Origin of the sequence: Mycobacterium sp., assembly GCF_049585075.1 — a bacterium.
GTDB lineage: Bacteria > Actinomycetota > Actinomycetes > Mycobacteriales > Mycobacteriaceae > Mycobacterium.
The window spans coordinates 1-21,210 of record NZ_JBAUZA010000175.1 but is presented as its reverse complement, the minus strand read 5'-3'; the positions used below and the strand labels follow the sequence as shown (position 1 = coordinate 21,210).

Below are 21,210 nucleotides of genomic sequence, written 5' to 3'. Positions count from 1 at the left end.
TGTTGCAGTGGCCGAACACAAGTTGGTCGAGCATGCCACCAAAGTCGACGCCGGCATCGTGACCAAACTGGGTCAACGGATCGCTGACTACCTCAATCCCGACGGCCTGTTCAGCGACGAGGACCGGGCACGACGTCGCGGACTGCACCTCGGCGCGCAGGGGCCCGACGGCATGTCGCGGCTGTCCGGGTTGCTCGATCCTGAGGCCCGCGCGTACTTCGAGGCCATCGAGGCCGCGGTGCGCCCCGGTCGCCACCTTCCCGATGGTAAAGGCGAAGAGCCCGAGGCGCGCGATGACCGCACACCCGCCCAACGCTGCCATGACGCGTTCAAGCTCGGCCTGCAAACCGCGATCGCCTCCGGTGGGCTCGGGGTGCACCGCGGCCACCCGGTCACCGTGGTCGCCACCACCACGCTGGCCGAACTCGAGCAGGCCGCTCAAGCCGCCGTTGATTCGTCGATCCCGATGCCGGCGCCAGCGCGAACCGGCGGCGGCTCGAGACTGCCGATGCGGGATCTTATTAGCATGGCCGCCAACACCATTCACTACCTTGCGGTGTTCGACGACCACACCGAACGGCCGCTGTATCTGGGCCGGCAAAAACGCGTCGCCACCGCCGATCAGAGGCTGATCTGCTACGCCCGCGACCGTGGCTGCACCCGCCCCAACTGCCTGGAACCGGGTTATCGCTGCGAAGTCCACCATTCAGATGAGTGGGCCCGCGGCGGCCGCACCGACGCCGACAAGCTGTTCTTCGGCTGCGGCGGAGACCACGGCATGGCAACCCGCGGCGAACTGCGCACCGAAGTCACCAAGAGCGGACGACTCGGATGGACCGACGGCACCGGCCCACCCGAAATCAACCACGCCCACCACCCCGACGAACTCCTCCGCGGAGACCCCGACCCACCCGAAGACGAGGAGAGAGCCGGATAACGGCTAGCGTGAAGCCTGTGATCGGCGATCGTTGGAACGTGACGGACGACGACGTCGCCCGACACTACCCATGCGACGACTTCGTCGCGACGCCGACTCTGCAGGCATGGCGCGGAGTTTCGGTCCACGCCACATCAGAAGCGCTGTGGCCGTGGGTCGGTCAGATCAGGATCGCGCCATACTCCTACGACTGGATCGACAACCTCGGCCGTCGCTCGCCGCAGCAGTTGATGGGCTTGCCCGAACCGGTGGTCGGCGAGCCGTTCACCACCGCCGCCACCCGGCACTTCGGACGCATCCTCGCCGTCGAGCCGCCCAAGCAGCTCACCGGCGAAATCATGGGCGCCTGCATCTCGTATGTCCTGGTGCCGGATGGCCAGACAACGCGGTTGTTGATGAAAATCGTTACGGCCATGAGCCGTTGGCTGGCCCCCGGACTGTCGGTCGGTGATCTGATCATGGCTCGCCGGCAGCTGCTCAACATCAAATGCCTCGCCGAGCAAACCCGGCCGGCGGCAGATTAAGCCTGTGCCGCCGTACCGGGACGTCGCCGAGTTCAACGATCGGGCCGCAAGCTGCGACGAGGGCTGGCGGCGTCGCCTCCATCACCAAATCGCCGATCGCGCCGCCAGCCTCGCTGTGGCTACCGTCGCAGCACCTCAACGCGATCACCGCGACGAAGCCCGTCTAGCCGCTTACCCCTTGGGCCGCCATACCCCAAACCGGTTTCCCTGCGGGTCTTGCAACTGAGCGAATTCGAGTGGGCCGTTGTCGGTCAACGGCACAACCACTTTCGCACCAAGTCCGGTTGCCTTGTCGATGGTGGCCTTCACGTCGTCGACCTGGACGTAGAAGATCGCGTACGACGCGCCGCCGATGGCAGAGCTGTCCCACAGCCCGCCCTTATCGCCGTCGATCATGCGATAGTCACCGGACTGATCGATCTGCCACCCGAACAGCCCGCCGTAGAACGCACTCGTGGCGCCGGCGTCGGGCGTGCCGATTTCGAAATAGTTCACGAGATTGGCCATGCTCGCCATCCCTTCGGAAGAGGATTTGATTAACGAGCGCAGTATGGCCCGGGGGTCCGACAAGCCGGATCAGGGCTGCTCAAACGACCTGAAGCTGCAGTCGAGCACCTGCAAATGACCGATCGTCCGCCCGGTCACGACCTCCGGATCGACGAGCGCCAACTCCACTGCCGCCTGGGCGAATTCCTCAGCCTGCGCCACCTCGTCGAATCCGGGTGCGTAATACGAAAGTCCCGGCGTCATAATCGGTTTAGACGGTGACAGGGCGTTGACCGCGATGCTGTGGCCCTGCAGATCGTAAGCCGCACACCACGTCAAGTGTTCCAGCGCAGCCTTGGATCCGCCGTAGCCGGGCAGCACGCCGCCGCTGCGGTCCGGGTAGGGCCCATCCCCCGGCATCCGCGATGCGACGGAGGTGATGTTGACGATCGAGCCGCTTTTCGCGGCGATCATGTCGGGGCAGACCAGCTGGATCAACTCGTAGGCCGCGAACACCGAGATCTCAAAGTGTCGCCGGTAGGCGCCCAGCGGTGTACCGAGCAGCGGCGGCCAATCGGGTTTAGCTGCGACCGGCGCGGCTCTGGCCGGCTTGGCACGGGTGCCGTCGCCCGGCCTCGGCGGACGGCCGGGCGCAGTGAAAGCCGCGTTGTTAATCAGAATCGTGATGGGGCCCAACGCATCTCGGGCCTCGCCGACGAGCCGCGCAATATCGTCGCGGTCGAGCAGGTCGGCTCGGACGGCGACCGCGCGTCCGCCGGCCGATTCGATGTCCGCGACGGTCTCGCCGATGGTCCCGGGCAGCCGTTCGTCCCAAACATTTTCGGTGCGCCCCACCACCGTGACCGCCGCGCCCTGAGCCGCCAGCGCCAAAGCGATCGCCCGGCCCAATCCACGACTGCTGCCGGTGACGATCGCGGCCCTGCCGTCCAGTCGTCCGGTCACCGGCCCGACCCTACATCTCGGGTAACACCGTGAACGAGGATGGCGGCGGTCTGATCCACCCAGGCGTCGTCGAGTTGTTCGTCCGGACGCAGCAGCAGCCGCAACAACGTTGCTCCACCGATCAACTCGATCAGCCGGTCGGGGTCGACGTCGGGATGCACCTCGCTGCGGTCAACGCCCTCGCTCAGCCGCACCCGCACGGCGGTGAACAGATCCGCGAACCGCGACATCACCCGGGCGTTGAGCTCGGAGTCCGCGCTCATGTCGGCGACCAGCCCGGGCAACGCTGCGCGCACCACCGGTGTGGTGAACACGTCTCGCGCGGCAGCGATCATCGCCCGCACATCGGCCGCCATGTCGCCTGCCGGAGCCACCAGCGCCGTCGGCGCCACCGGAAACGCGGCCTCGTGAACCAATTCGGCCTTGCTCGACCACCGGCGATATAACGCCGTCTTGGTGGTTCCGGCGCGTTCGGCAACCGCGGCCAACGTGAGGTTCGAATAGCCGATTTGCACAAGCAGATCCGCGGTCGCCGTCAATATGGCAGCGTCGATACGCGGATCACGGGGCCGTCCGGCGCCCGGGGCCTTGTCAACCAAGGGCGGGTCTGCTTTCATAACGCTACCTACCGTATCGTAATTGCCTCATGAAGGAGGCACCTGTGGCCAATGAACCTGTGCTCGACAAAGTCGACCGACTCCAGCGCTCCAGCCGCGACGTCTCCACGCTGCCCGCAGTGATGTCGCAGTGGTTGTTGACGGTGCTCCCGGGCGGCGCTGCGCCCGAGATCACCGTGGAAAGCGGTATCGACTCGACCGGCATGTCTTCGGAGACCATCATCTTGACGGCCCGTTGGGAGCAGGACGGCCAGCCGGTGACACAGAAGCTGGTGGCCCGGGTGGCGCCCACCGCCGATGATGTCCAGGTCTTCCCGACGTATCGGCTTGACCACCAGTTCGACGTGATACGGGCGGTCGGCGAACTGACCGATGTTCCGGTTCCGCAGGTGCGCTGGCTGGAGCCGACCGGCGACGTCTTAGGGACACCTTTCTTCTTGATGGATTACGTCGAGGGCGACGTGCCGCCCGACGTCATGCCCTACACTTTCGGCGGCAACTGGTTCGCCGACGCGCCTCCCGAGCGTCAACGTGAACTGCAGGACGCCACTGTCGGCGTATTGGCAGCACTGCATTCAATCCCGAACGCCGAAACCACGTTTGGTTTTCTAGCCGAAGGCCAACAGGGCGACACCGCGCTGCGCAGGCATTTCAACTGGGTGCGGTCTTGGTACGACTTCGCGGTGCCCGACATCGGGCGATCCCCGTTGCTGGAACAGACTTTCAAGTGGCTGGAGGACAACTGGCCGTCAGACGTCGACGCTCGAGAACCGGTGCTGCTGTGGGGTGACGCCCGGGTGGGCAACGTGTTGTATCGCGACTTTCGGCCGGTGGCGGTGCTGGACTGGGAGATGGTGACGTTGGGCCCACGCGAGCTCGATGTCGCTTGGATGATCTTCGCGCACATGGTCTTTCAGGAGCTTGCGGGCCTGGCGACACTGCCGGGCCTGCCCGAGGTAATGCGCGAGGAAGACGTCAGCGCCACCTATCAGCGGCTTACCGGCGTCGAAGTCGGTGACCTGCACTGGTTTTACGTCTACTCCGGGGTGATGTGGGCAGTGGTGTTCATGCGCACCGGCGCACGGCGAGTGCACTTCGGCGAAACCGAGAAACCTGAAAATGTGGAATCGCTGTTCTACCATGCCGGACTGCTGAAGCGTCTAATCGGAGAGGAGCGCTAATGCCGCAAATGCTAGGCCCGCTCGACGAGTTCCCGGTTCACCAAGTCCCCCAACCGATCGCGTGGCCGGGTTCCTCGGACCGAAACTTCTACGACCGCTCTTACTTCAACGCCCACGATCGCACCGGGAACATCTTTGTGATCAGCGGCATCGGCTACTACCCCAATCTCGGGGTCAAAGATGCATTCGTGCTTATCCGCCGCGGCGATACCCAGACCGCGGTGCATCTCTCGGATGCCATCGACCAGGACCGGCTCAACCAGAACGTCAACGGCTACCGGATCGAGGTCAGCGAGCCGCTGCACAAGTTGCGTCTCGTTCTCGACGAAACCGAAGGCGTCGCAGCCGATCTCACCTGGGAGGGCCTGTTCGACGTCGTCCAGGAGCAGCCGCACCTGATGCGCTCCGGCAACCGGGTGACGCTGGACGCACAGCGCTTCGCCCAGCTCGGCAGCTGGAGTGGACACATCGTCGTCGACGGCGAAGAGATCACCGTCGACCCCGCCACCTGGATCGGCAGCCGCGACCGGTCCTGGGGCATCAGGCCGATCGGTGAGCCCGAACCCGCGGGCCGGCCCGCCGACCCGCCGTTCGAAGGCATGTGGTGGCTATACATGCCGATGGCGTTCGACGACTTCGCCGTCGTGCTGATCATCCAAGAGGAGCCCAACGGATTCCGCTCGCTCAACGACTGCACTCGAATCTGGCGCGACGGTCGCGTCGAGCAGCTGGGCTGGCCGCGCGTCAAGATCCACTACTGCCCCGGCACCCGCATCCCTACCGGCGCGACGATCGACGCGAGCGCGCCCGACGGCACACCGGTGCACTTCGATGTGGAGTCCAAGCTGCCCGTTCCCATCCACGTCGGCGGCGGCTACGGCGGCGACTCGGACTGGCTGCACGGCATGTGGAAGGGCGAGAAGTTCGTCGAACGCCTGACCTACGACATGACTGACCCCGCGATCGTCGCGCGATCCGGCTTCGGCGTGATCGACCACGTCGGCCGGGCGGTGTGCCGCGACGGCAACGGCAACCCGGCGGAGGGTTGGGGTCTCTACGAGCACGGCGCGCTGGGCCGCCACGACCCGTCGGGGTTCGCCGACTGGTTAACGGTGGCGCCCTAGCCTTTTCGCGCCAGCTCGTCGACGATTGCGGCCAGCGTGTCGAGGTTCATCGGCCCCGGCTGGTACAGGAAAACGGTGTCGGCCACACCGTCGACGCGGTCGCGAATGTGTCGCGCCACGTCGCCAGGGCTGCCACAGGCCGCGATGGTGTGCAGCATCTCGTCGGCGATCAGGCCGCCCATCTCCTGCCAGCGGCCCTGCTTGGACAAGGTATTGAGCTCGGGCTGCAGATCCTCCCAGCCGTGGGCGGCCAGCACCGGCCGATATGCCGGGGTCGAGCCGTAGAACGCCAACAGCCGGCGGGCTGCGGCGTGGTCGTCGCCTGTCGACACGATGATCTCCGGCAGGACGGCGAGGTCGCCGGTTTGGCGGCCGCCGGCGCGCACACCTTCGCACACCGACGGCATGGTGTGCTCGTGCAGAAACCTTTTCGAGCTGAACGGCATCACCAGCAACCCGTCGGCGTGCTCGGCGACGGCGCGGGTCAGCCGCGGCCCAAGCGCGCCGACGTAGATCGGCGGCGGGCCGTAGGGATTCGGACCCGGGTTGAAGGTCGGCGTCATCAGCGTGTGCCGGTAGTAGTCGCCGCGAAAATCCAAGCGCTCGCCCGAGTTCCACGCTGCGAAGATCGCGCGCAACGCCGCGATCAACTCGGTCATCCGGGCCACCGGCTTGTCGAACTGGGCGCCGAAGCGCTTCTCGATTTGAGTGCGAATCTGGGTGCCCAGGCCGAGAATGAACCGACCGGAACTCAACAGCTGATGGTCGTTAGCCTGATGCGCCAGGTGAATTGGGTTGCGAGGAAACGCGATAGCAACATTCGTCATCAGGTCAAGGCCGCCAACCGTGGCCGCCAACGTCAGCGGCGCGAAGACGTCATGCGCTCCTTCGAAGCTGGCGACACCGCTGGCCCCGGCGTCGCGTAGCTCCCGCGCGCGGTCCGCCGCGTCGGTCAGCCCATACAAAGCGGTGAAGACTTTCAACGAGGCCCCACCCTACGCAGCGCGCATGGGGTTGACTAAGGGGCATGCCCGACGCGACCTGGACCGCCGATGTCGTCGTGGTGGGGGCCGGTTTCGCCGGCCTCACCGCGGCCCGCGAACTGATGCGACTTGGACACGATGTGCTGGTGCTCGAAGGACGCGACCGGGTGGGCGGACGCTCGCATACCGGTCAGGTCGCGGGCATCCCGGTTGATCTGGGCGGCACGTTCGTCGGCCCGACCCAGGATGCGGTGCGGGCGCTGGCCGATGAGCTCGGCATCCCGACCGTTCCGACCTACCATGAGGGCGCCAACCTGATCCGATGGCGGGGTGCGGTCCGCTCGTACAGCGGCACAATTCCGCGCCTCTCGCTGGGTGGTCTGATCGACATCGGCCGTGTGCGTTGGCAATTCGAGCGGATCGCCCGGACTGTTCCGCTGACCGAACCATGGACCGCCGGGCGCGCCGCCCGGCTCGACGGACAGTCGCTGGGCGAGTGGTTGCGATCGGTGCGCGCCAGCGCCACCTCACGCGATCTGCTGGCCATCATGGCCCGGGTGACCTGGGGATGCGAGCCCGACGACGTGTCGATGCTGCACGCCGCCCGGTACGTGCGGGCGGCCGGTGGTCTGGATCGTCTGCTGGACGTGGAAAACGGTGCCCAGCAGGACCGTTTCTTGGCCGGCACGCAACAGATCGCCGACAAGTCGGCAGCCGAGCTCGGCGACCGGGTGGTCTTGGAGGCTGCGGTGCGACGCATCGATTACCACGACAGCGGGGTGAGCGTCGCCTGCGAGAAGGGCCGCGCCGACGCGCGATTCGTCGTTGTCGCGATCCCCCCGGCCCATCGGCGGGCCATCGAATTCATTCCCCCGCTGCCTGCCGAATACGACCGGCTCGCCGAGCGTTGGCCGCAGGGCCGGCTGTCCAAAGCGTATGCCGCCTACGCCACCCCGTTCTGGCGCGGCAACGGGGCTTCCGGTGAAGCGCTGTCCGACCAGGGCCCGGTGTTCATCACCTTCGACGTCAGCCCGCAGCCGGACGGACCGGGCATCCTGCTGGGGTTCGTCGACGCGCGCACCTTCGACGAGTTACCGGCCGATCAGCGTCGGCAGCGCGCGCTGGAATGCTTCGCAGCGCTGTTCGGCGACGAAGCGCTCAAGCCGCTCGACTACGTCGACCATCGTTGGGGCGCAGAGGAATTCGCGCCCGGTGGTCCGACTGCTGCGGTGCCGCCGGGCTCGTGGACGAATTACGGACCCTGGCTACGCCGCCCGGCCGGACCGATTCATTGGGCCGGCACCGAGACCGCCGACGAGTGGACCGGTTTCCTGGATGGGGCGGTGCGCTCTGGGCAGCGAGCAGCCGCCGAGGTGGCTGAGCGCCTATGAGCTGATGCGCCGGCTGCCGGTGAACGAGTCGACGAGCGCGCGCAGCTCCCGATTGACCTCGACGGGGCGTTCCAGCATCGAGCAGTGCCCACCGGGCAGCACGACGAGGTCAACCAGGTTGGGTGCGGCCTCGGCGATCCGCCGGGATTGCACCAGCGGCGTCAGCCGGTCACGTTCGCTGCCGATGACCAGCGTCGGTACCGTCAGGCCGGTGAGGTTGATGTGCCGGCGCTGCAGCGCGTCAACCAGCGCTTTGCCGCAGCCGCCGCGTCCCAACGGCGATGTGGCGTTGAACAGGTCGTAGATCAGCGCGCCGACCTCGGGCTCGGCGTCGACGCCGACCGCCAACATTGAGATCATTTCGCGGGTGGCGCGCCGTATCGCGGGCGGCACGTCGAACGAACCGAAAATGTTGACCAGCGCGCGTCCACCGAGAACGCGGACCGGGGCGAATGGCGCGGGAAACGGCAACAACTTCACCTCGCGCAGCAGATCACCGGTGGTGGTGTTGATCAGTGCGACGGCGTCGGCGCGCTCCTCGACCTTATGGCGGTACCGGTCCGACCAGGCGGCGATGGCCATGCCGCCCATCGAATGTCCTGCGATGACGGCACGCTCGCCCGGTGCGAGCGTGGCATCGAGCACCGCATCGACGTCCGAAGCAAGGTGCGCAAGGGTGTATCCGCTGCGTCGGGGGATGCCGCTGCGGCCATGACCGCGATGGTCGAACGCGATCACCCGGTGGTCGGTGGCCAGCTCGGCGATCTGGTAGGCCCAAACCCGGATGGCACAGGTGATGCCGTGCGAAAGCACGATCGGATAGCCGTTCTCGGGCCCGAATACCTCGGTGTGCAGGCGGGTGCCATCCGGGGCGCGGACGGGGATAGTGCGGCTCGGCGGCAACACCGAGGGTAAGGAGCCCAGCGTGCGGGCCGATCGTCGAGAACTCATCGCAGCTCCCCTCGGATGCGGCACCGTCGCCGCGTGGCGGAAGTGTATCCGAGTCGAATACCCGAAACGGGCCAAAATGTTGCCGGCGCTAATTATTTGCGCCGCGGAGCCTGAAGCTCGTCCGCGACCTGGGGTTTAGCCGCGCCCGGATGGCGGCATCCTCGATGCGGTTGTGGTGCTGCAGACGGCAGCCTTACGAGATCCCGAATTGAAACTTCATGCCGCACAGCAGCCCATAGACTCTCCCCATCGGGGGAATCGGGCTGGAAGAGGAGCGAAACGATCATGGCCATTGACGCGGACACCGAGGCCCACACACCAGTCGCGGACGACTTTCACAGTGATTTCGAGAGAGATATAGCCGCTACCCAGCGATACTTCGACAGCCCCCGATTCGAAGGAATCACTCGTCTCTACTCCGCACGCCAAGTTGTAGAGCAGCGCGGCACTATCCCCACCGACTACACCGTGGCGCGAGAGGCGGCGGAGGCCTTCTACCCGCGCTTGCGCGAGCTGTTCGCCCAGCGCAAGAGCATCACCACCTTCGGTCCGTACTCGCCCGGGCAGGCAGCAAGCATGAAGCGGATGGGCATCGAGGGCATCTACCTCGGTGGGTGGGCGACCTCCGCCAAGGGCTCGATTTCCGAAGACCCGGGACCCGACTTGGCCAGCTATCCGCTGAGCCAAGTGCCCGACGAGGCCGCCGGCCTGGTCCGCGCCCTGCTAACCGCCGACCGCAACCAGCAATACCTGCGGCTGCGGATGACCGACGAGCAACGGGAAAGAACACCGGCGGTCGACTACCGGCCGTTCATCATCGCCGACGCCGACACCGGTCACGGCGGCGATCCGCATGTGCGCAACCTGATCAAACGTTTCGTCGAGGCCGGCGTGCCGGGGTACCACATCGAGGACCAGCGGCCGGGCACCAAAAAGTGTGGGCATCAGGGCGGCAAGGTTTTGGTGCCGTCCGATGAACAGATCAAACGGCTCAACACCGCGCGCTTCCAGCTCGACATCATGCGAGTGCCCGGCATCATCGTCGCGCGTACCGATGCCGAGGCGGCCAACCTGTTGGACAGCCGCGCCGACGAGCGCGACCAGCCGTTCCTGCTCGGTACGACGAACCTGAAAATCCCGTCGTACAAATCCTGTTTCCTGGCGATGGTGCGGCAGTTCTACAACGCGGGGTTCAAGGAGCTCAACGGGCATCTGCTCTACGCCCTCCCCGACGGCGAATACGCCACCGCCGACGCCTGGTTGGAGCGTCAAGGCATCGTCGACTTGATCGCCAAGGCGGCCACCGCCCCGGACCACGCGCAGGAGTCGATCGACGCCATCTTCGACGAGGTCGAGTCGAAGTTCGTCGACGCCTGGCAGGACGACGCCGGGCTGATGACCTACGGCGAAGCCGTTGTGGACTTGCTTGAATTCGCCGAAAGCGAAGGCGAACAACGCGATATGAGCATCGCCGAATGGCGTGAGTTCGCCCAGCGCGCACCGCTCTACACCGCCCGCGAAAAGGCGCGCGAGCTCGGCGCCGATCCGGGATGGGACTGCGAGCGGGCCAAGACGCCGGAAGGCTATTACCAGATCCGCGGCGGTATCCCGTATGCGATCGCCAAATCGCTTGCCGCAGCGCCATTCGCCGACATTCTGTGGATGGAGACCAAGACCGCGGATCTGGTCGATGCCCGCGAATTCGCCGACGCGATCCACGCCGAGTTCCCCGACCAGATGCTGGCCTACAACCTCTCACCGTCGTTCAACTGGGACACCACCGGCATGACCGATGATGAAATGCGGGCGTTCCCCGAGGAACTCGGCAAGATGGGCTTCGTCTTCAACTTCATCACCTACGGCGGACACCAGATCGACGGCGTCGCTGCCGAGGAGTTCGCTACTTCGCTGCGCCAGGACGGCATGCTCGCGCTGGCGCGTTTGCAGCGCAAGATGCGCCTTGTCGAGTCGCCATACCGCACACCGCAAACCCTGGTCGGTGGGCCGCGCAGCGATGCGGCGCTGGCCGCCTCCTCCGGTCGCACCGCGACCACCAAGGCCATGGGCGAGGGCTCCACGCAGCACCAGCACCTGGTGCAGACCGAGGTGCCCAAGAAACTGCTGGAGGAATGGCTGGCGCTCTGGTGCGAGCACTACCAGATTCCGGAAAAGCTTCGCGTGCAACTGCGGCCGCGACGTGCCGGCTCCGACGTGCTGGAACTCGGCATCTACGCCGACGGCGACGAGCCGCTTGCCAACGCGGTCGTCGACCCGATCAAGGACCGGCACGGACGCAACATCCTCACCGTGCGTGACCAGAACACGTTCGCCGAGAAGCTGCGCAAGAAGAGGCTGATGGACGTCATCCACCTGTGGCTGATCCATAGGTTCAAGCCCGAGATCGTGTACTACGTGACGCCGACCGAGGACAACATCTATCAGACAGAGAAGATGAAGTCGCACGGCATTTTCAGCAATGTGTACCAGGAGGTCGGCGAGATCATCGTGGCCGACGTGAACCAGGAGCGCATCGACGAGTTGCTGGCCTCCGATCGCGAGGCGCTGAAGCGGCTGATCGCCAAGCAGGACTAGCTGCGAAGACGCTGCTTGCTTAGTCCTTGCCGCGTGGCGGCGGCTGCACCTCGACGCCGCTCGAATCGTGCTCGGGACCGGCGGCCGGATGTTCGGCCGGAACCCGGTTACGGGACTCGGTCCCCTCGCTGGGGCGGTCAGCGGGCTCGGGCCGATGGACGTTGCTGTGGTAGGGACCGGGCTTCGGCCGCGGCTTCCCACCCGGGAAAGCCAAGCGGAAGATGCTGCGGTGCACCGTGTACCACTGCTTTCCGAACCTGCCGGAGTTATACGGCAACTCGTAGCGGTCGCAGATGTCTTTGACCTGCGGCGCGATCTCCGAGTATCGACTGCTCGGCATGTCCGGGTACAGGTGATGTTCGACTTGGTAGCCGAGATTGCCGCTGATGATGTGGAACAGCGGGCTGCCGTCGATGTTGGCGGCCCCGAGCAGCTGGCGGACGTACCATCCGCCGCGGGTCTCGTTCTCGGTCTCTTCCTGTGTGAACGTGTAGGTCTGGTCGGGGAAGTGGCCGCAGAAGATGATGGCGTGCGCCCAGATGTTGCGGATGACGTTGGCCACCGCATCGGCGGTGAGGGTGCGCAGGTAGGTGCTTTCCACGCCCGGCGCGGCTTTGTCGAGGAAGGATGCCGCGGCGCCGAGACGGCCCTTGTTCGACACCTTGCGCAGCCTCCTGGCGAGGCGCGATTCCGCCGGCTGCTCGAGTCGGCCGCGCGACGCCAGCTGGACGAGCGCGAACGCGCCGGCGCTGATCAGGGGCCAGCCAAGGTAGTCCTTGACGATCTGCGCACGGGCTTTCACCCCAATGCCTTTCAGATCCTTGCGCACCTCCGACCAGGGCTTCTCGCGTTTACGGACGGCGTCGATGTCCATGTCGTGCACGGCCACGCCCCACTCGAACAGCACGGTGAGCAGCAAGTTGTACAAGGGTTGCCCGAGGTACCTCGGAGCCCATTTCTGGTTGGGGTCGATCCGCATGATCTCGTAGCCGAGATCCTTGTCCTTGCCGAGGATGTTGGTGAACGTGTGGTGGATGTAATTGTGTGAGTGCTTCCACGACTCGGCGGTCGACGCCGTGTCCCAGTCCCACACCGACGAGTGGATGTCGGGATCGTTCATCCAGTCCCACTGACCATGCATCACGTTGTGGCCGATCTCCATGTTCTCCAGAATCTTGGCCATGGAGAGGCAAGCCGTGCCCAGCAGCCACGCCGTCTTGGACCGCGACGCCAGTAGCAGCACCCGGCCGGCCACGACGATCTGCCGTTGCGCGGCAATGACATTCTTGATGTAGCGCCGGTCGCGGTCGCCGAGATCGGCGAACACCTCGTCGTGGATCGCGTCGAATTCCTTCGCGAGCTTTTCTAGTTCTTGTTCCCCGAGTCGGGATAGTGGAGTCTCCCCCGCCCGCTTGACGGCAGTCGTCACCGGCCGCTCCTTTCGATCACAGTTGAAGTTCCACGTCGCCTTCGGCGGTGTTGATGCAGATCCGCACGTCCTGCCCCGTCGGCTCGATCACGTCACCCGAGCGCAGGTCTCGCAGCTTGCCCGACTTCAGCGTGCCGACACAGGTGTGGCAGATGCCAATGCGGCAGCCGAACGCGAGGTTCAGGCCGGCCTTCTCCCCGGCGTCGAGAATCGAAGTGCCGCCGTCACATTCGACTTCCTTGTCGCTGTCGAGGAAGCAGACCGTGCCGCCCTCGCCGCCGTTGGCGTCGCCGCCGATCTTCGGTTGGAAGCGCTCGAAGTGCAGGCGGTCGCAATCACCGTTCTCTTTCCAGTGCTCGATCAGGGCATCGAGCATTTCGCCGGGACCCGAGCAGAACGCCTCACGCTTGCGCCAGTCTCGGCAGACCTCGTCCAGGTCTCCGGGTTCCAGCCGCCCCTTTTCGGAGGTGAGGCGCAGGTCCAGCCGCATCCCGTCGTGGCGGCCGGCGAGGTCCTCGAGCGCCTCGAGGAACATGACCTGCTCGCGGGTGCGTGCGGAATGGATCACCACCACGTCGCCCATCTCGTCGCGACTGTCGAGGCTGCGCAGCATGCTGATGATGGGCGTAATGCCGCTGCCGGCGCTGATGAACAGCATCTTGTCCGGGATAGGCTCGGGCAGCGTGAACACGCCCTCGATCTCGCCCAGCCGCACCAGGTCTCCCGGCTGAATCTTGTGCACGAGATACGGCGACACGACGCCGCCGTCGACCCGCTTCGGCGTGACGCTGATCAGTCCGTCTTTCGGCCGGGGATCCGACGTCAGCGAGTACGCGCGCCAGTGGTAGACGCCGTCGATGACCACGCCCAGGCGCACATACTGACCGGGCTTGTGGCCGGGCCACTCGTATCCCGGGCGGATCAGCACGCTGGCCGCTTCCGAGCCCTGTTGCTCGATGCCCTCGACCTTCCCGCGCAGTTCCTTCGTGGTCCAGAGCGGGTTGATCATCTCCAGATAGTCGTCCGGCTGTAGCGGGCTGAACAACCGCCGCACCGCTCGCAAGAACAACCGGCGCCCGCGCGGGACCTGCGGTTCAGCTCCACGTTCAGCCATAGTCGCGATAGTACACAGTTGTACACTCACTTCAAGAGAATTCTACTGACCTGCTGTTAGACAACCTTTTACAAGCGATCTAGTTAGCAGCCTAAAGTGCACGACTGTTCGCTCAATTTGCTAGAAGCGCGATTACACAATCGTAGAGTCGCGCATACCCAACATCGGCGCAGCGCAAACATCTAGCGACCAGGTTTGTCCTGGGCAACTTTCAGGAGCCGACCAACTCCGGGTGGAACTTGGCCGCCATCCGCCGCATACCGTCTTGCCAGTCGACCGTGGTGGCCCCGACGAGCTCGCGCATCAGGCTCGTGTCGGTGGGATTACCGCGCAGCGCCTGCTCGCTTTCGGCGAAGACAGGTTCCTTGGCGACCAGCGAGCCGAGGTATTCGCACCACTCCTGCAGGCTGACTGTCTGCTCGCCGCACCAGTTAAGTGTGGTCGCCGGGATCGACGCCACCCCAAGCAGTTTCGGGATGGTCGCAATGATGTCGTCTTCGTGGATCGGGTTGTAGCGAGCGGGCCCGCCGGCCGGGACCGGAATCGGAATGCCGGCGAGCACCATCTCCATGTGGTAGAACGGCCATCCGCCGTTGTCGCCGTAGGGAACGTTGAGCCGGGCGATGGTAGTAGGCACGCCGAGCGTGCGGGCCATCGTCCTGACAACGACCTCGCCCGCGATCTTGGAGATGGAATAGGTTGGAAACAAAGGCTTGTGGTTGTCGCCCAGGGCGGCATGCTCGGTTCGCGGTTCGTCATCCGGCGGGTCGTAGACGGCGCCCGACGAGCAATGCAAAAACGCTTTTGCGTTGCGGCAGTGGGCCATCAGCAGCCCTGCCGACTCTGCGTTGGCCGCGAGATCCTTCTCCCAGTTCCCGCTCTTGGCGACCGCCAAGTTCAGGACGTACTCAAAATCGGACGGGAGGCCGCTGAAGTCTCCGGCGGCCAGGTTGACGGTCTCGCACCGCACCCCAAACTTCTCCAGGGCTTCACGACCCGCCGTGTCGGTGAACCGGGCGATGCCCCACACTTCGTTGTCGGCCGCCAAAGCCTGGGCAATGGGACTGGCAACTTGTCCGGTTGGGCCGGTGATCAGGATCTTCGCGCCGCGCATGCGCTGATCTTAGACCGGGCGCTCGGGCCGATCGCAAGCGCGGCGGAGCCGGGCGCAGCGGGTCGGCCCCGGTCGCTACGGCCGCATCTCGTAGGCGCCATCGTAGGCTTTGACCTGCTGCCAGACCCGCTCGAAGCGATCCGCATCGACTATTGGCTTGCGTACCGCCGACATCGCCCAGTTTTGTTGCGCCGAGGTAGAACTCGGCTTGCCATGCAATGCGACGGCATGCTGAGAGAAATCGCGGATCTGGACATTGAAGATCTGGTCGAGCAGGTCGGCGTCGAGCCCGATCAGACCGGCTTGTTCCAGAATCAATTGGCCATAGACGACCAGCGTGAACAGGTGACCGATGACGAGCAGGAAGTCGAGGTCGCGCATTTGCTCTTCGTCCGGTGCGGCAGTGGCCAGTAGCTCTTTGAGCGCCAGGGTCTGCTCGTAGAACAGCGCCACGTTCGGAATTTTCGAGTGCTTTTCGTAGACCGCTGTCCAGTCGGCGAATTGCACCTTGGATGCGCCGCGAGCCGGGCCTTGCGCCCAGAAGAACACGTCATCGGCTGGGTCGTTGCGAGTGCCGATTTCCGGGTACGTCTTCGGGTTGAACATGTAGTTGGGCATGAACTTCAGGATCTGCGCGACGTTGACGTGCACGGTGCCTTCTAGCCGCGGCAAGGCGCCGATCAGCCGCGCCACTTCGCAGAAGTAGGTGTTCTTCTCAAAGCCTTTGGCAGCTAACACATCCCACAGCAGCGTGACAACCGCCTCGCCCTCGGAGGTCACTTTGGACTTGGTCACCGGGTTGAACAACAGGTACCGGCGGTCATCGAGACTGGCGCTGCGGAAGTAGTCGATCGCTCGGTCGCTGAACAGTTTCATCGCGACCAATCTGGCGTATGCCTCGACGAAGCTGGCCCGCACGTGCGCGAAGTCGGTGACTGGATTGCCGTACAGGATGCGGTTATTGGCGTGCGTGATCGCCTCGTAGAAAGCGTGCTCGCACATGCCGATCGAGCCGCTGCACAAGTTGAACTTGCCGACGTTGACGGTGTTGAGTGCGGCCGAGAACGCCTCCGGCCCGGTGCACAGAATGTCCTCCTCGTGCACCGGATAGTCGTTGAGCCGGAAGTTGCTGACATACATCTGGCCGTGTACGACGTTGCCGATCAGTTGGTAGTTCTCATGCCCGCTGTCGGCGACGAACCACACGTAGCCGTCGGCGCCCTCGACATCGGTGCGACGGGAGAAAACCGACACCATGCCCGCCACGTTCCCGTTGCCGATGTAGTACTTCTCCCCCGACGCACGAAAGACGACACCCTCGTCGTCGTCGCGGGCGGGTGTCAGCAGCAGGTCGGTGTTGTAGATGTCGGCGCCGTGTTCGCGCTCGGACAGCGCGAATGCCATCACGCCGCCCGCCTCGAGCTGCGTGGCCGCGCGCTCCTTGGCCTTGATGTTGTCGCTCTGCCAGATCGGGCCGAGGCCCAGGATCGTCACCTGCTCGGCGTACCAGTAGGACAGTCCGTAGAACCCGAAGATCTCGCTCAGCGCCGCGTTACGCGAGGTGTCCCACCGCTTGTTCGCATCGCCGCCGCCGTATTCCGACGGCGTGAGGAAGGTCGCGAAGATCCGTTCTCGTTTGATGAAGTCGAGGAAGTCCGACACCCAGGTCGCCTCGAGATCGTCCCGCAGTAGCTTCGCCTTGCCGCGTCCTTCGAACCACTCGATCACCGCGCGCAGTTGACGGCGTGTCTCGGCGTCGAAATGTAGCGGGTCGTAAGCATTCGGATCGAACAGCAGTCCCATGGCTTGCCCTTTCATCGGTGCGAGTCGAATCTAGCGCTAGCCATGCGTGGAGGCGTTGTGTTCGCGCCGAGCCTTGACCCCCGCGACCCGGAAGTGCGACCATGGGCCTGCGCAACTGGGCGATCGCCCAAATAATTTTCCATGCGATAGGACCACAGTGTGACGGCCTCGCCGCGACCGAAGGCCCGGGACTCGACGACCCGCGACTTGCTGGTCGCTTCGACCAGTCAGATCATGGTTGAAGAGGGCTACGCGGCGGCCACGTCGCGTCGGGTCGCGGCCGCCGCCGGTGTGAAACCGGCATTGGTGCATTACTACTTCCCCACGATGGATGAGTTGTATCTGGCTGTCTTCCGCCGCGGCGCCGCAATCTATTTGGAGCGCCAACAGGATGCGCTGGCATCTGACCGTCCATTGCACGCGTTTTGGGCGATCCTTACCGAACCCAAAGACACCCGACTGCTATTGGAATTCATGGGACTGGCGAACCATCGCAAAGAGATCAAGGCGGAGATCGCGGCCTGGTCGGAGCGGTGGCGCGAGCAGCAGATCACTGCGCTGAATTTCATCGTCCGCGAACACGGTATCGACACCGACGAATTTCCGCCGGCCGCCATCGCGGTCGTCATCGCGGCGATCGGCCGCACCCTGATTCTCGAGCAGGGCCTCGGTGCCGCGAGCGGCCACCAAGAAGCCGTCGCACTGGTCAACCGCTTCCTCGACCGCTTCGAGATGCCAACACCGCGGAATCGGCGGGGCGGCAGCGCGCCCGACGCGGCCCGTTAAGGCAGCACCACCCGCAGCCGCTCCCAGCCGCGGACGGTGGATGTCGACGCGAGTTGTGCTGTGTCGTAGTCGATGTCCCATTCTGGCCAGCGGTTGAGAATCTCGTCCAGAGCGACGCGGCCCTCCAAGCGCGCAAGGTTTGCGCCCAGGCAGTAGTGCACGCCTTTGCCGAAGGTGATGTGCGAGATGTTGTCGCGGTGGATGTTGTACGTGTCCGGATCGGTGTAGCGGCGGGGGTCGCGGTTAGCGGCGCCGAATAGCAGCAGCATTGCACTGCCAGCCGGAACGGTGGTGCCGTAGCACTCGAAATCCTTTGCCATCCAACGGGCGACGTGAGGTCCGGTGGGTTCGAACCGTAGTGTCTCGTCGACGGTACGGTTCAGCAACGACCGATCCTGATGGATCTCGCGGCGCTGGTCGGGATGTTCGGCGAGCACCTTCGCCAGCCAGCCGATCAGCCGACCGGTCGTCTCGTTTCCGGCACCGGCTACCACTTGGGTGTAATGCAGCACCTCTTTACGCGTCAACTTGCGATGCACGCCCTGATCGTCGTCGAACTCGACATTGAGCAGTGTCGTCATCAGATCGTCGGACGGGTTCTTCGATCGCCACTCGACGTAGTCGGCGTAGATCCGGCCGTCGGCAATCGAGTCGGCGTTCGCCACTTTGAGCGGCGCGCCGGGCTTGGTACGCAAGTTGGCGTCGTTGGCATCGCGGACCGAGATCTGTTCTGACTCAGGGATTCCCAGCAGCATACCGATAACGCGCATGGGCATCATCGACGCCAACTCGGCGATGATGTCGAACCCGTCGGACCCGACGAGCGGATCCAGGCACCGGATGCAGTACTGTCGGATCTGGTCTTCAATGGCGGCCATCCGGCGCGGCGTGAACACCCGTGACATCAGCCCGCGCAGCATCGTGTGCTCGGGTGGATCCTGAAACATCATCACGCCGCGAGGCATGTCGAATTTCGACTTGACCAATTCGAGGATGTCGCTTCGGCGGTTGGAGAAGACCTCCCAGTTCGCCAAGGCCTTCTCGACATCGGAATGCCTTGATACTGCCCAGAAGTCGTATTGTTCGTTGTAGTAAAGCGGGGCCTCGTCGCGCAGCCGCGCGTAGGTCGGGTACGGGTCGGTGTTGATGCCGACGTCGTAGGGGTCGTAGTAAACGTCCGTGTCATTGGTGAGAGTCATCGATTGCTTCCTTACTTCAGGCAGCTGCCGGCGTCGATCGGCAGTGCCACCCCGGTGATGTAACGCGCCTCGTCGGAGGCCAAGAACAACACCGCGTTGCTGATGTCTTCTGCCGTCACCCAGGGGATGGGCAGGTAGTGGAAGCTTTGGCACACCGGCGCAAGGTCATCCGGGCCCGGGTTCTCCAACTCGGGCCGGAACGCGCGGTAGGTGGCCTCGTTCATCAGCAACGGTGTATTGACGTGCGTTGGAAGGACAGCGTTGACCCTGATCATGCGCTGGCCCAGTTCGACTGCGAACGAACGCATCAGGCCGATCACGCCGTGCTTGGCCGCAACATAGTGGCCCGTGTGCGGGTAGGCCTTGTTACCCGCTACCGAGGACGTCAGGATGATCGAACCGCCACGACCGCCGGCCAGCACGTGCGGGACGCCGGCCTTCACCGTCTTCCACACGCCGCTGAGGTTGACGTCGATCATCTCCTGCCACAGCGCCTCGTCGGTCTTGTGCAGCTTTCCCGCCGTCGTACCGATTCCGGCGTTGGCGATGATGACATCTAGCCGGCCCAGTTGTTCGACCCCGCCGTCGACGGCGGCGCGCAGCGCGTCGTAATCGCGAACGTCCACTTCGGCCGTCACGACGCGACCGCCGGCATTCTTGACCATGCCCGCCGTCTCGTCGAGGTCTTCCGGCGTGGCGCCATCTGCGGGTGAAGCCTCGAACTTCTGGCAGATGTCGACGGCGATGATGTCTGCGCCCTCTTGCGCCAATCGGACGGCGTGACTTCTGCCCTGCCCGCGCGCAGCGCCGGTCACGAATGCGACCTTGCCGTCCATCCGGCCCGCCATGCCAGCCCCGATTCCTGATTCCGAGTATTTGGGCGATCGCCCAAATTTATCACGCACGCCATGTTTAGCGCACCGTGCTGAGGGAGTCAAGAGCCTGCGGAGGCCGGCGAATCCAATACTTAGACCAGCTCTGCGTCCTATCCTCGATGGATGAACATCATCCGCACGAAGAAATTGCGGGCTTCGGCGATCCTCGCGGCCGCCGTTACCGCGCTGGCGACGATGCTGCTTGCGGAGGCTGATCGCGCTCAGGCCGTAACCAACCCGGCCTATTTCGCGAATCCGGATGGCAGCCTTGAGGTTATCTACGGCGGAGGCGGGCTGGCGATATACGCGACCATTGTCGATGCGCACAATCCGATGGGGGCAACGGAGGTCTGCCACTACCACTCGGTGGGTGTGATGAATACGCCAGCGCTTCCCTACGACTGGGACACCACCGTGAATGGGCCCAGCCCGTCGGCCCCGGTGACCATCATTTTCCAGCAGCTCGGCGGCACCTACAGCGTCAACGTGACCTGCAATGGCACCGGCAACTCGGCCTCCTACTCCCCGGTCGTCTACTGATTTGCCACACCGCGCCGAACACGGCAGTAAGGTGCTGTCCGTGAGCGCAGAGTCGTTAGCCAAGGGTCGCGGGCGCTGGTTGGCGTTCGCGGCCACGCTGGCCGTCTCCGGGGCCATGCTCTACGCCCAACACACCGAGCCTCGGTGCTGTGTGAAAACCCCGCCGGCGAAACCAGTGGCGGCGTCGCCGGCCGCAGCGCCGACAACCGCCAAACCTGCCCCGCCCGACGCGCCGCGTATCGCCACTGCCGCGGAGGTGCACTCGTTGACGGCAGACGCACCGGTGGCTGCCCAGCAATTCCAGTTCGTGTTGCCTGCCGGGATCGCGCCGGAGAACGGGTTGCAGGTCAAGACCATTTGGGCTGCCCGTGCGATCAGCGTGTTGTTCCCGCAGATCACCACGATCGGTGGGTATCGGCAGGATCCCTTGCGGTGGCACCCCAACGGGTTGGCCATCGACGTGATGATCCCGAACTTCCACTCGCCCGAAGGCATCGAGCTCGGCAACCAGATCGCCGGATACGCCCTGGCGAATGCGAAACGCTGGGGCGTACTGCACGTGATCTGGAGGCAGAAGTTCTACCCCGGCATCGGCGCGCCG

The 21,210-nt window shown here is 64.8% G+C and carries 20 protein-coding genes; 9 read left to right on the top strand and 11 right to left on the bottom strand.

The genetic code is table 11. The features are described 5' to 3' along the window. Positions 1 to 937 (top strand): DUF222 domain-containing protein (locus tag WB785_RS08120; protein ID WP_424078348.1); only part of this gene is annotated, 937 nt, incomplete at its 5' end. A gap of 38 nt (positions 938 to 975) precedes the next feature. Continuing rightward, positions 976 to 1,461, top strand: a complete 486-nt coding sequence (locus WB785_RS08115) for a polyketide cyclase (protein ID WP_424078347.1) — start codon at positions 976 to 978, stop codon at positions 1,459 to 1,461. A gap of 171 nt (positions 1,462 to 1,632) precedes the next feature. Here the strand turns inward: WB785_RS08115 and WB785_RS08110 are convergent, their stop codons facing one another. The 3 genes from WB785_RS08110 to WB785_RS08100 all read right to left on the bottom strand — a co-directional run bounded on the left by WB785_RS08110 (position 1,633) and on the right by WB785_RS08100 (position 3,527). Beyond that, positions 1,633 to 1,968, bottom strand: a complete 336-nt coding sequence (locus tag WB785_RS08110) for a VOC family protein (protein WP_424078346.1) — start codon at positions 1,966 to 1,968, stop codon at positions 1,633 to 1,635. A gap of 69 nt (positions 1,969 to 2,037) precedes the next feature. Then, on the bottom strand, positions 2,038 to 2,910 hold the full coding sequence (locus WB785_RS08105) for an SDR family NAD(P)-dependent oxidoreductase (RefSeq protein ID WP_424078344.1): 873 nt from the start codon (positions 2,908 to 2,910) through the stop codon (positions 2,038 to 2,040). After that, positions 2,907 to 3,527, bottom strand: coding sequence for a TetR/AcrR family transcriptional regulator (locus WB785_RS08100; protein WP_424078343.1), 621 nt, complete (start codon positions 3,525 to 3,527; stop codon positions 2,907 to 2,909). The genes WB785_RS08105 and WB785_RS08100 overlap by 4 nt, the downstream gene beginning before the upstream one ends. A 44-nt stretch (positions 3,528 to 3,571) precedes the next feature. Between WB785_RS08100 and WB785_RS08095 the strand changes: the two genes are divergently transcribed. Together WB785_RS08095 and WB785_RS08090 are read left to right on the top strand one after the other, a co-directional pair. After that, entirely contained in the window at positions 3,572 to 4,708 is a 1,137-nt protein-coding gene (locus tag WB785_RS08095; protein WP_424078342.1) for a phosphotransferase family protein, read from the top strand. After that, positions 4,708 to 5,832 (top strand): hypothetical protein, encoded by a 1,125-nt coding sequence (locus tag WB785_RS08090; protein WP_424078341.1) that lies wholly within the window; start codon positions 4,708 to 4,710, stop codon positions 5,830 to 5,832. Before WB785_RS08095 ends, WB785_RS08090 begins: the two co-directional genes overlap by 1 nt. Here WB785_RS08090 and WB785_RS08085 read toward each other — a convergent pair. Next, entirely contained in the window at positions 5,829 to 6,815 is a 987-nt protein-coding gene (locus WB785_RS08085) for a TIGR03617 family F420-dependent LLM class oxidoreductase (RefSeq protein ID WP_424078339.1), read from the bottom strand. The genes WB785_RS08090 and WB785_RS08085 overlap by 4 nt on opposite strands. Before the next feature lie 44 nt (positions 6,816 to 6,859). On the opposite strand from WB785_RS08085, the gene WB785_RS08080 reads away from it, so the two are divergent. Beyond that, complete coding sequence (locus WB785_RS08080) at positions 6,860 to 8,206, top strand: flavin monoamine oxidase family protein (RefSeq protein ID WP_424078338.1); 1,347 nt, start codon at positions 6,860 to 6,862, stop codon at positions 8,204 to 8,206. Here the strand turns inward: WB785_RS08080 and WB785_RS08075 are convergent. Next, on the bottom strand, positions 8,201 to 9,157 hold the full coding sequence (locus tag WB785_RS08075; protein WP_424078336.1) for an alpha/beta fold hydrolase: 957 nt from the start codon (positions 9,155 to 9,157) through the stop codon (positions 8,201 to 8,203). The two genes, WB785_RS08080 and WB785_RS08075, sit on opposite strands and share 6 nt — an antisense overlap. A gap of 285 nt (positions 9,158 to 9,442) precedes the next feature. On the opposite strand from WB785_RS08075, the gene aceA reads away from it, so the two are divergent. Next, the gene (gene aceA / locus WB785_RS08070) at positions 9,443 to 11,749 is read left to right on the top strand and encodes an isocitrate lyase ICL2 (protein WP_424078333.1); all 2,307 of its coding nucleotides are present in this window, start codon (positions 9,443 to 9,445) and stop codon (positions 11,747 to 11,749) included. Between the two features lie 19 nt (positions 11,750 to 11,768). Here the strand turns inward: aceA and WB785_RS08065 are convergent, their stop codons facing one another. The 4 genes from WB785_RS08065 to WB785_RS08050 all read right to left on the bottom strand — a co-directional run bounded on the left by WB785_RS08065 (position 11,769) and on the right by WB785_RS08050 (position 17,224). Continuing rightward, positions 11,769 to 13,178, bottom strand: a complete 1,410-nt coding sequence (locus WB785_RS08065; RefSeq protein WP_424078331.1) for a fatty acid desaturase family protein — start codon at positions 13,176 to 13,178, stop codon at positions 11,769 to 11,771. 16 nt (positions 13,179 to 13,194) lie between these two features. Then, positions 13,195 to 14,292, bottom strand: coding sequence for a ferredoxin reductase (locus WB785_RS08060; RefSeq protein ID WP_424078329.1), 1,098 nt, complete (start codon positions 14,290 to 14,292; stop codon positions 13,195 to 13,197). Positions 14,293 to 14,503: 211 nt separating this feature from the next. Further along, entirely contained in the window at positions 14,504 to 15,406 is a 903-nt protein-coding gene (locus tag WB785_RS08055; protein ID WP_424078328.1) for an NAD-dependent epimerase/dehydratase family protein, read from the bottom strand. A gap of 75 nt (positions 15,407 to 15,481) precedes the next feature. Further along, positions 15,482 to 17,224, bottom strand: a complete 1,743-nt coding sequence (locus WB785_RS08050; protein ID WP_424078326.1) for an acyl-CoA dehydrogenase family protein — start codon at positions 17,222 to 17,224, stop codon at positions 15,482 to 15,484. Between the two features lie 144 nt (positions 17,225 to 17,368). Here WB785_RS08050 and WB785_RS08045 point away from each other — a divergent pair, with 144 nt between their 5' ends. Further along, positions 17,369 to 17,995, top strand: coding sequence for a TetR/AcrR family transcriptional regulator (locus tag WB785_RS08045; protein ID WP_424078325.1), 627 nt, complete (start codon positions 17,369 to 17,371; stop codon positions 17,993 to 17,995). On the opposite strand, the gene WB785_RS08040 is transcribed toward WB785_RS08045, so the two are convergent. Together WB785_RS08040 and WB785_RS08035 are read right to left on the bottom strand one after the other, a co-directional pair. Next, positions 17,992 to 19,194, bottom strand: a complete 1,203-nt coding sequence (locus tag WB785_RS08040) for a cytochrome P450 (RefSeq protein ID WP_424078324.1) — start codon at positions 19,192 to 19,194, stop codon at positions 17,992 to 17,994. The genes WB785_RS08045 and WB785_RS08040 overlap by 4 nt on opposite strands. A gap of 11 nt (positions 19,195 to 19,205) precedes the next feature. Next, on the bottom strand, positions 19,206 to 20,042 hold the full coding sequence (locus tag WB785_RS08035) for a mycofactocin-coupled SDR family oxidoreductase (protein ID WP_424078322.1): 837 nt from the start codon (positions 20,040 to 20,042) through the stop codon (positions 19,206 to 19,208). A 150-nt stretch (positions 20,043 to 20,192) separates the two neighbouring features. On the opposite strand from WB785_RS08035, the gene WB785_RS08030 reads away from it, so the two are divergent. Further along, a complete protein-coding gene (locus tag WB785_RS08030) occupies positions 20,193 to 20,609 on the top strand; it encodes a hypothetical protein (RefSeq protein WP_424078321.1) in 417 nt (138 codons plus the stop codon). Then, positions 20,566 to 21,210 (top strand): glycoside hydrolase (locus tag WB785_RS08025; RefSeq protein WP_424078320.1); only part of this gene is annotated, 645 nt, incomplete at its 3' end. The genes WB785_RS08030 and WB785_RS08025, both read left to right, overlap by 44 nt.

What these genes read in the sequence shown, in the direction of transcription:
- WB785_RS08110 (WP_424078346.1), bottom strand. Translation starts at nt 1,968, where the DNA reads ATGGCCAATCTCGTGAACTATTTCGAAATCGGCACGCCCGACGCCGGC.
- WB785_RS08100 (WP_424078343.1), bottom strand. Translation starts at nt 3,527, where the DNA reads ATGAAAGCAGACCCGCCCTTGGTTGACAAGGCCCCGGGCGCCGGACGG.
- WB785_RS08090 (WP_424078341.1), top strand. Translation starts at nt 4,708, where the DNA reads ATGCCGCAAATGCTAGGCCCGCTCGACGAGTTCCCGGTTCACCAAGTC.
- WB785_RS08080 (WP_424078338.1), top strand. Translation starts at nt 6,860, where the DNA reads ATGCCCGACGCGACCTGGACCGCCGATGTCGTCGTGGTGGGGGCCGGT.
- WB785_RS08075 (WP_424078336.1), bottom strand. Translation starts at nt 9,157, where the DNA reads ATGAGTTCTCGACGATCGGCCCGCACGCTGGGCTCCTTACCCTCGGTG.
- aceA (WP_424078333.1), top strand. Translation starts at nt 9,443, where the DNA reads ATGGCCATTGACGCGGACACCGAGGCCCACACACCAGTCGCGGACGAC.
- WB785_RS08060 (WP_424078329.1), bottom strand. Translation starts at nt 14,292, where the DNA reads ATGGCTGAACGTGGAGCTGAACCGCAGGTCCCGCGCGGGCGCCGGTTG.
- WB785_RS08055 (WP_424078328.1), bottom strand. Translation starts at nt 15,406, where the DNA reads ATGCGCGGCGCGAAGATCCTGATCACCGGCCCAACCGGACAAGTTGCC.
- WB785_RS08050 (WP_424078326.1), bottom strand. Translation starts at nt 17,224, where the DNA reads ATGAAAGGGCAAGCCATGGGACTGCTGTTCGATCCGAATGCTTACGAC.
- WB785_RS08040 (WP_424078324.1), bottom strand. Translation starts at nt 19,194, where the DNA reads ATGACTCTCACCAATGACACGGACGTTTACTACGACCCCTACGACGTC.
- WB785_RS08035 (WP_424078322.1), bottom strand. Translation starts at nt 20,042, where the DNA reads ATGGCGGGCCGGATGGACGGCAAGGTCGCATTCGTGACCGGCGCTGCG.
- WB785_RS08030 (WP_424078321.1), top strand. Translation starts at nt 20,193, where the DNA reads ATGAACATCATCCGCACGAAGAAATTGCGGGCTTCGGCGATCCTCGCG.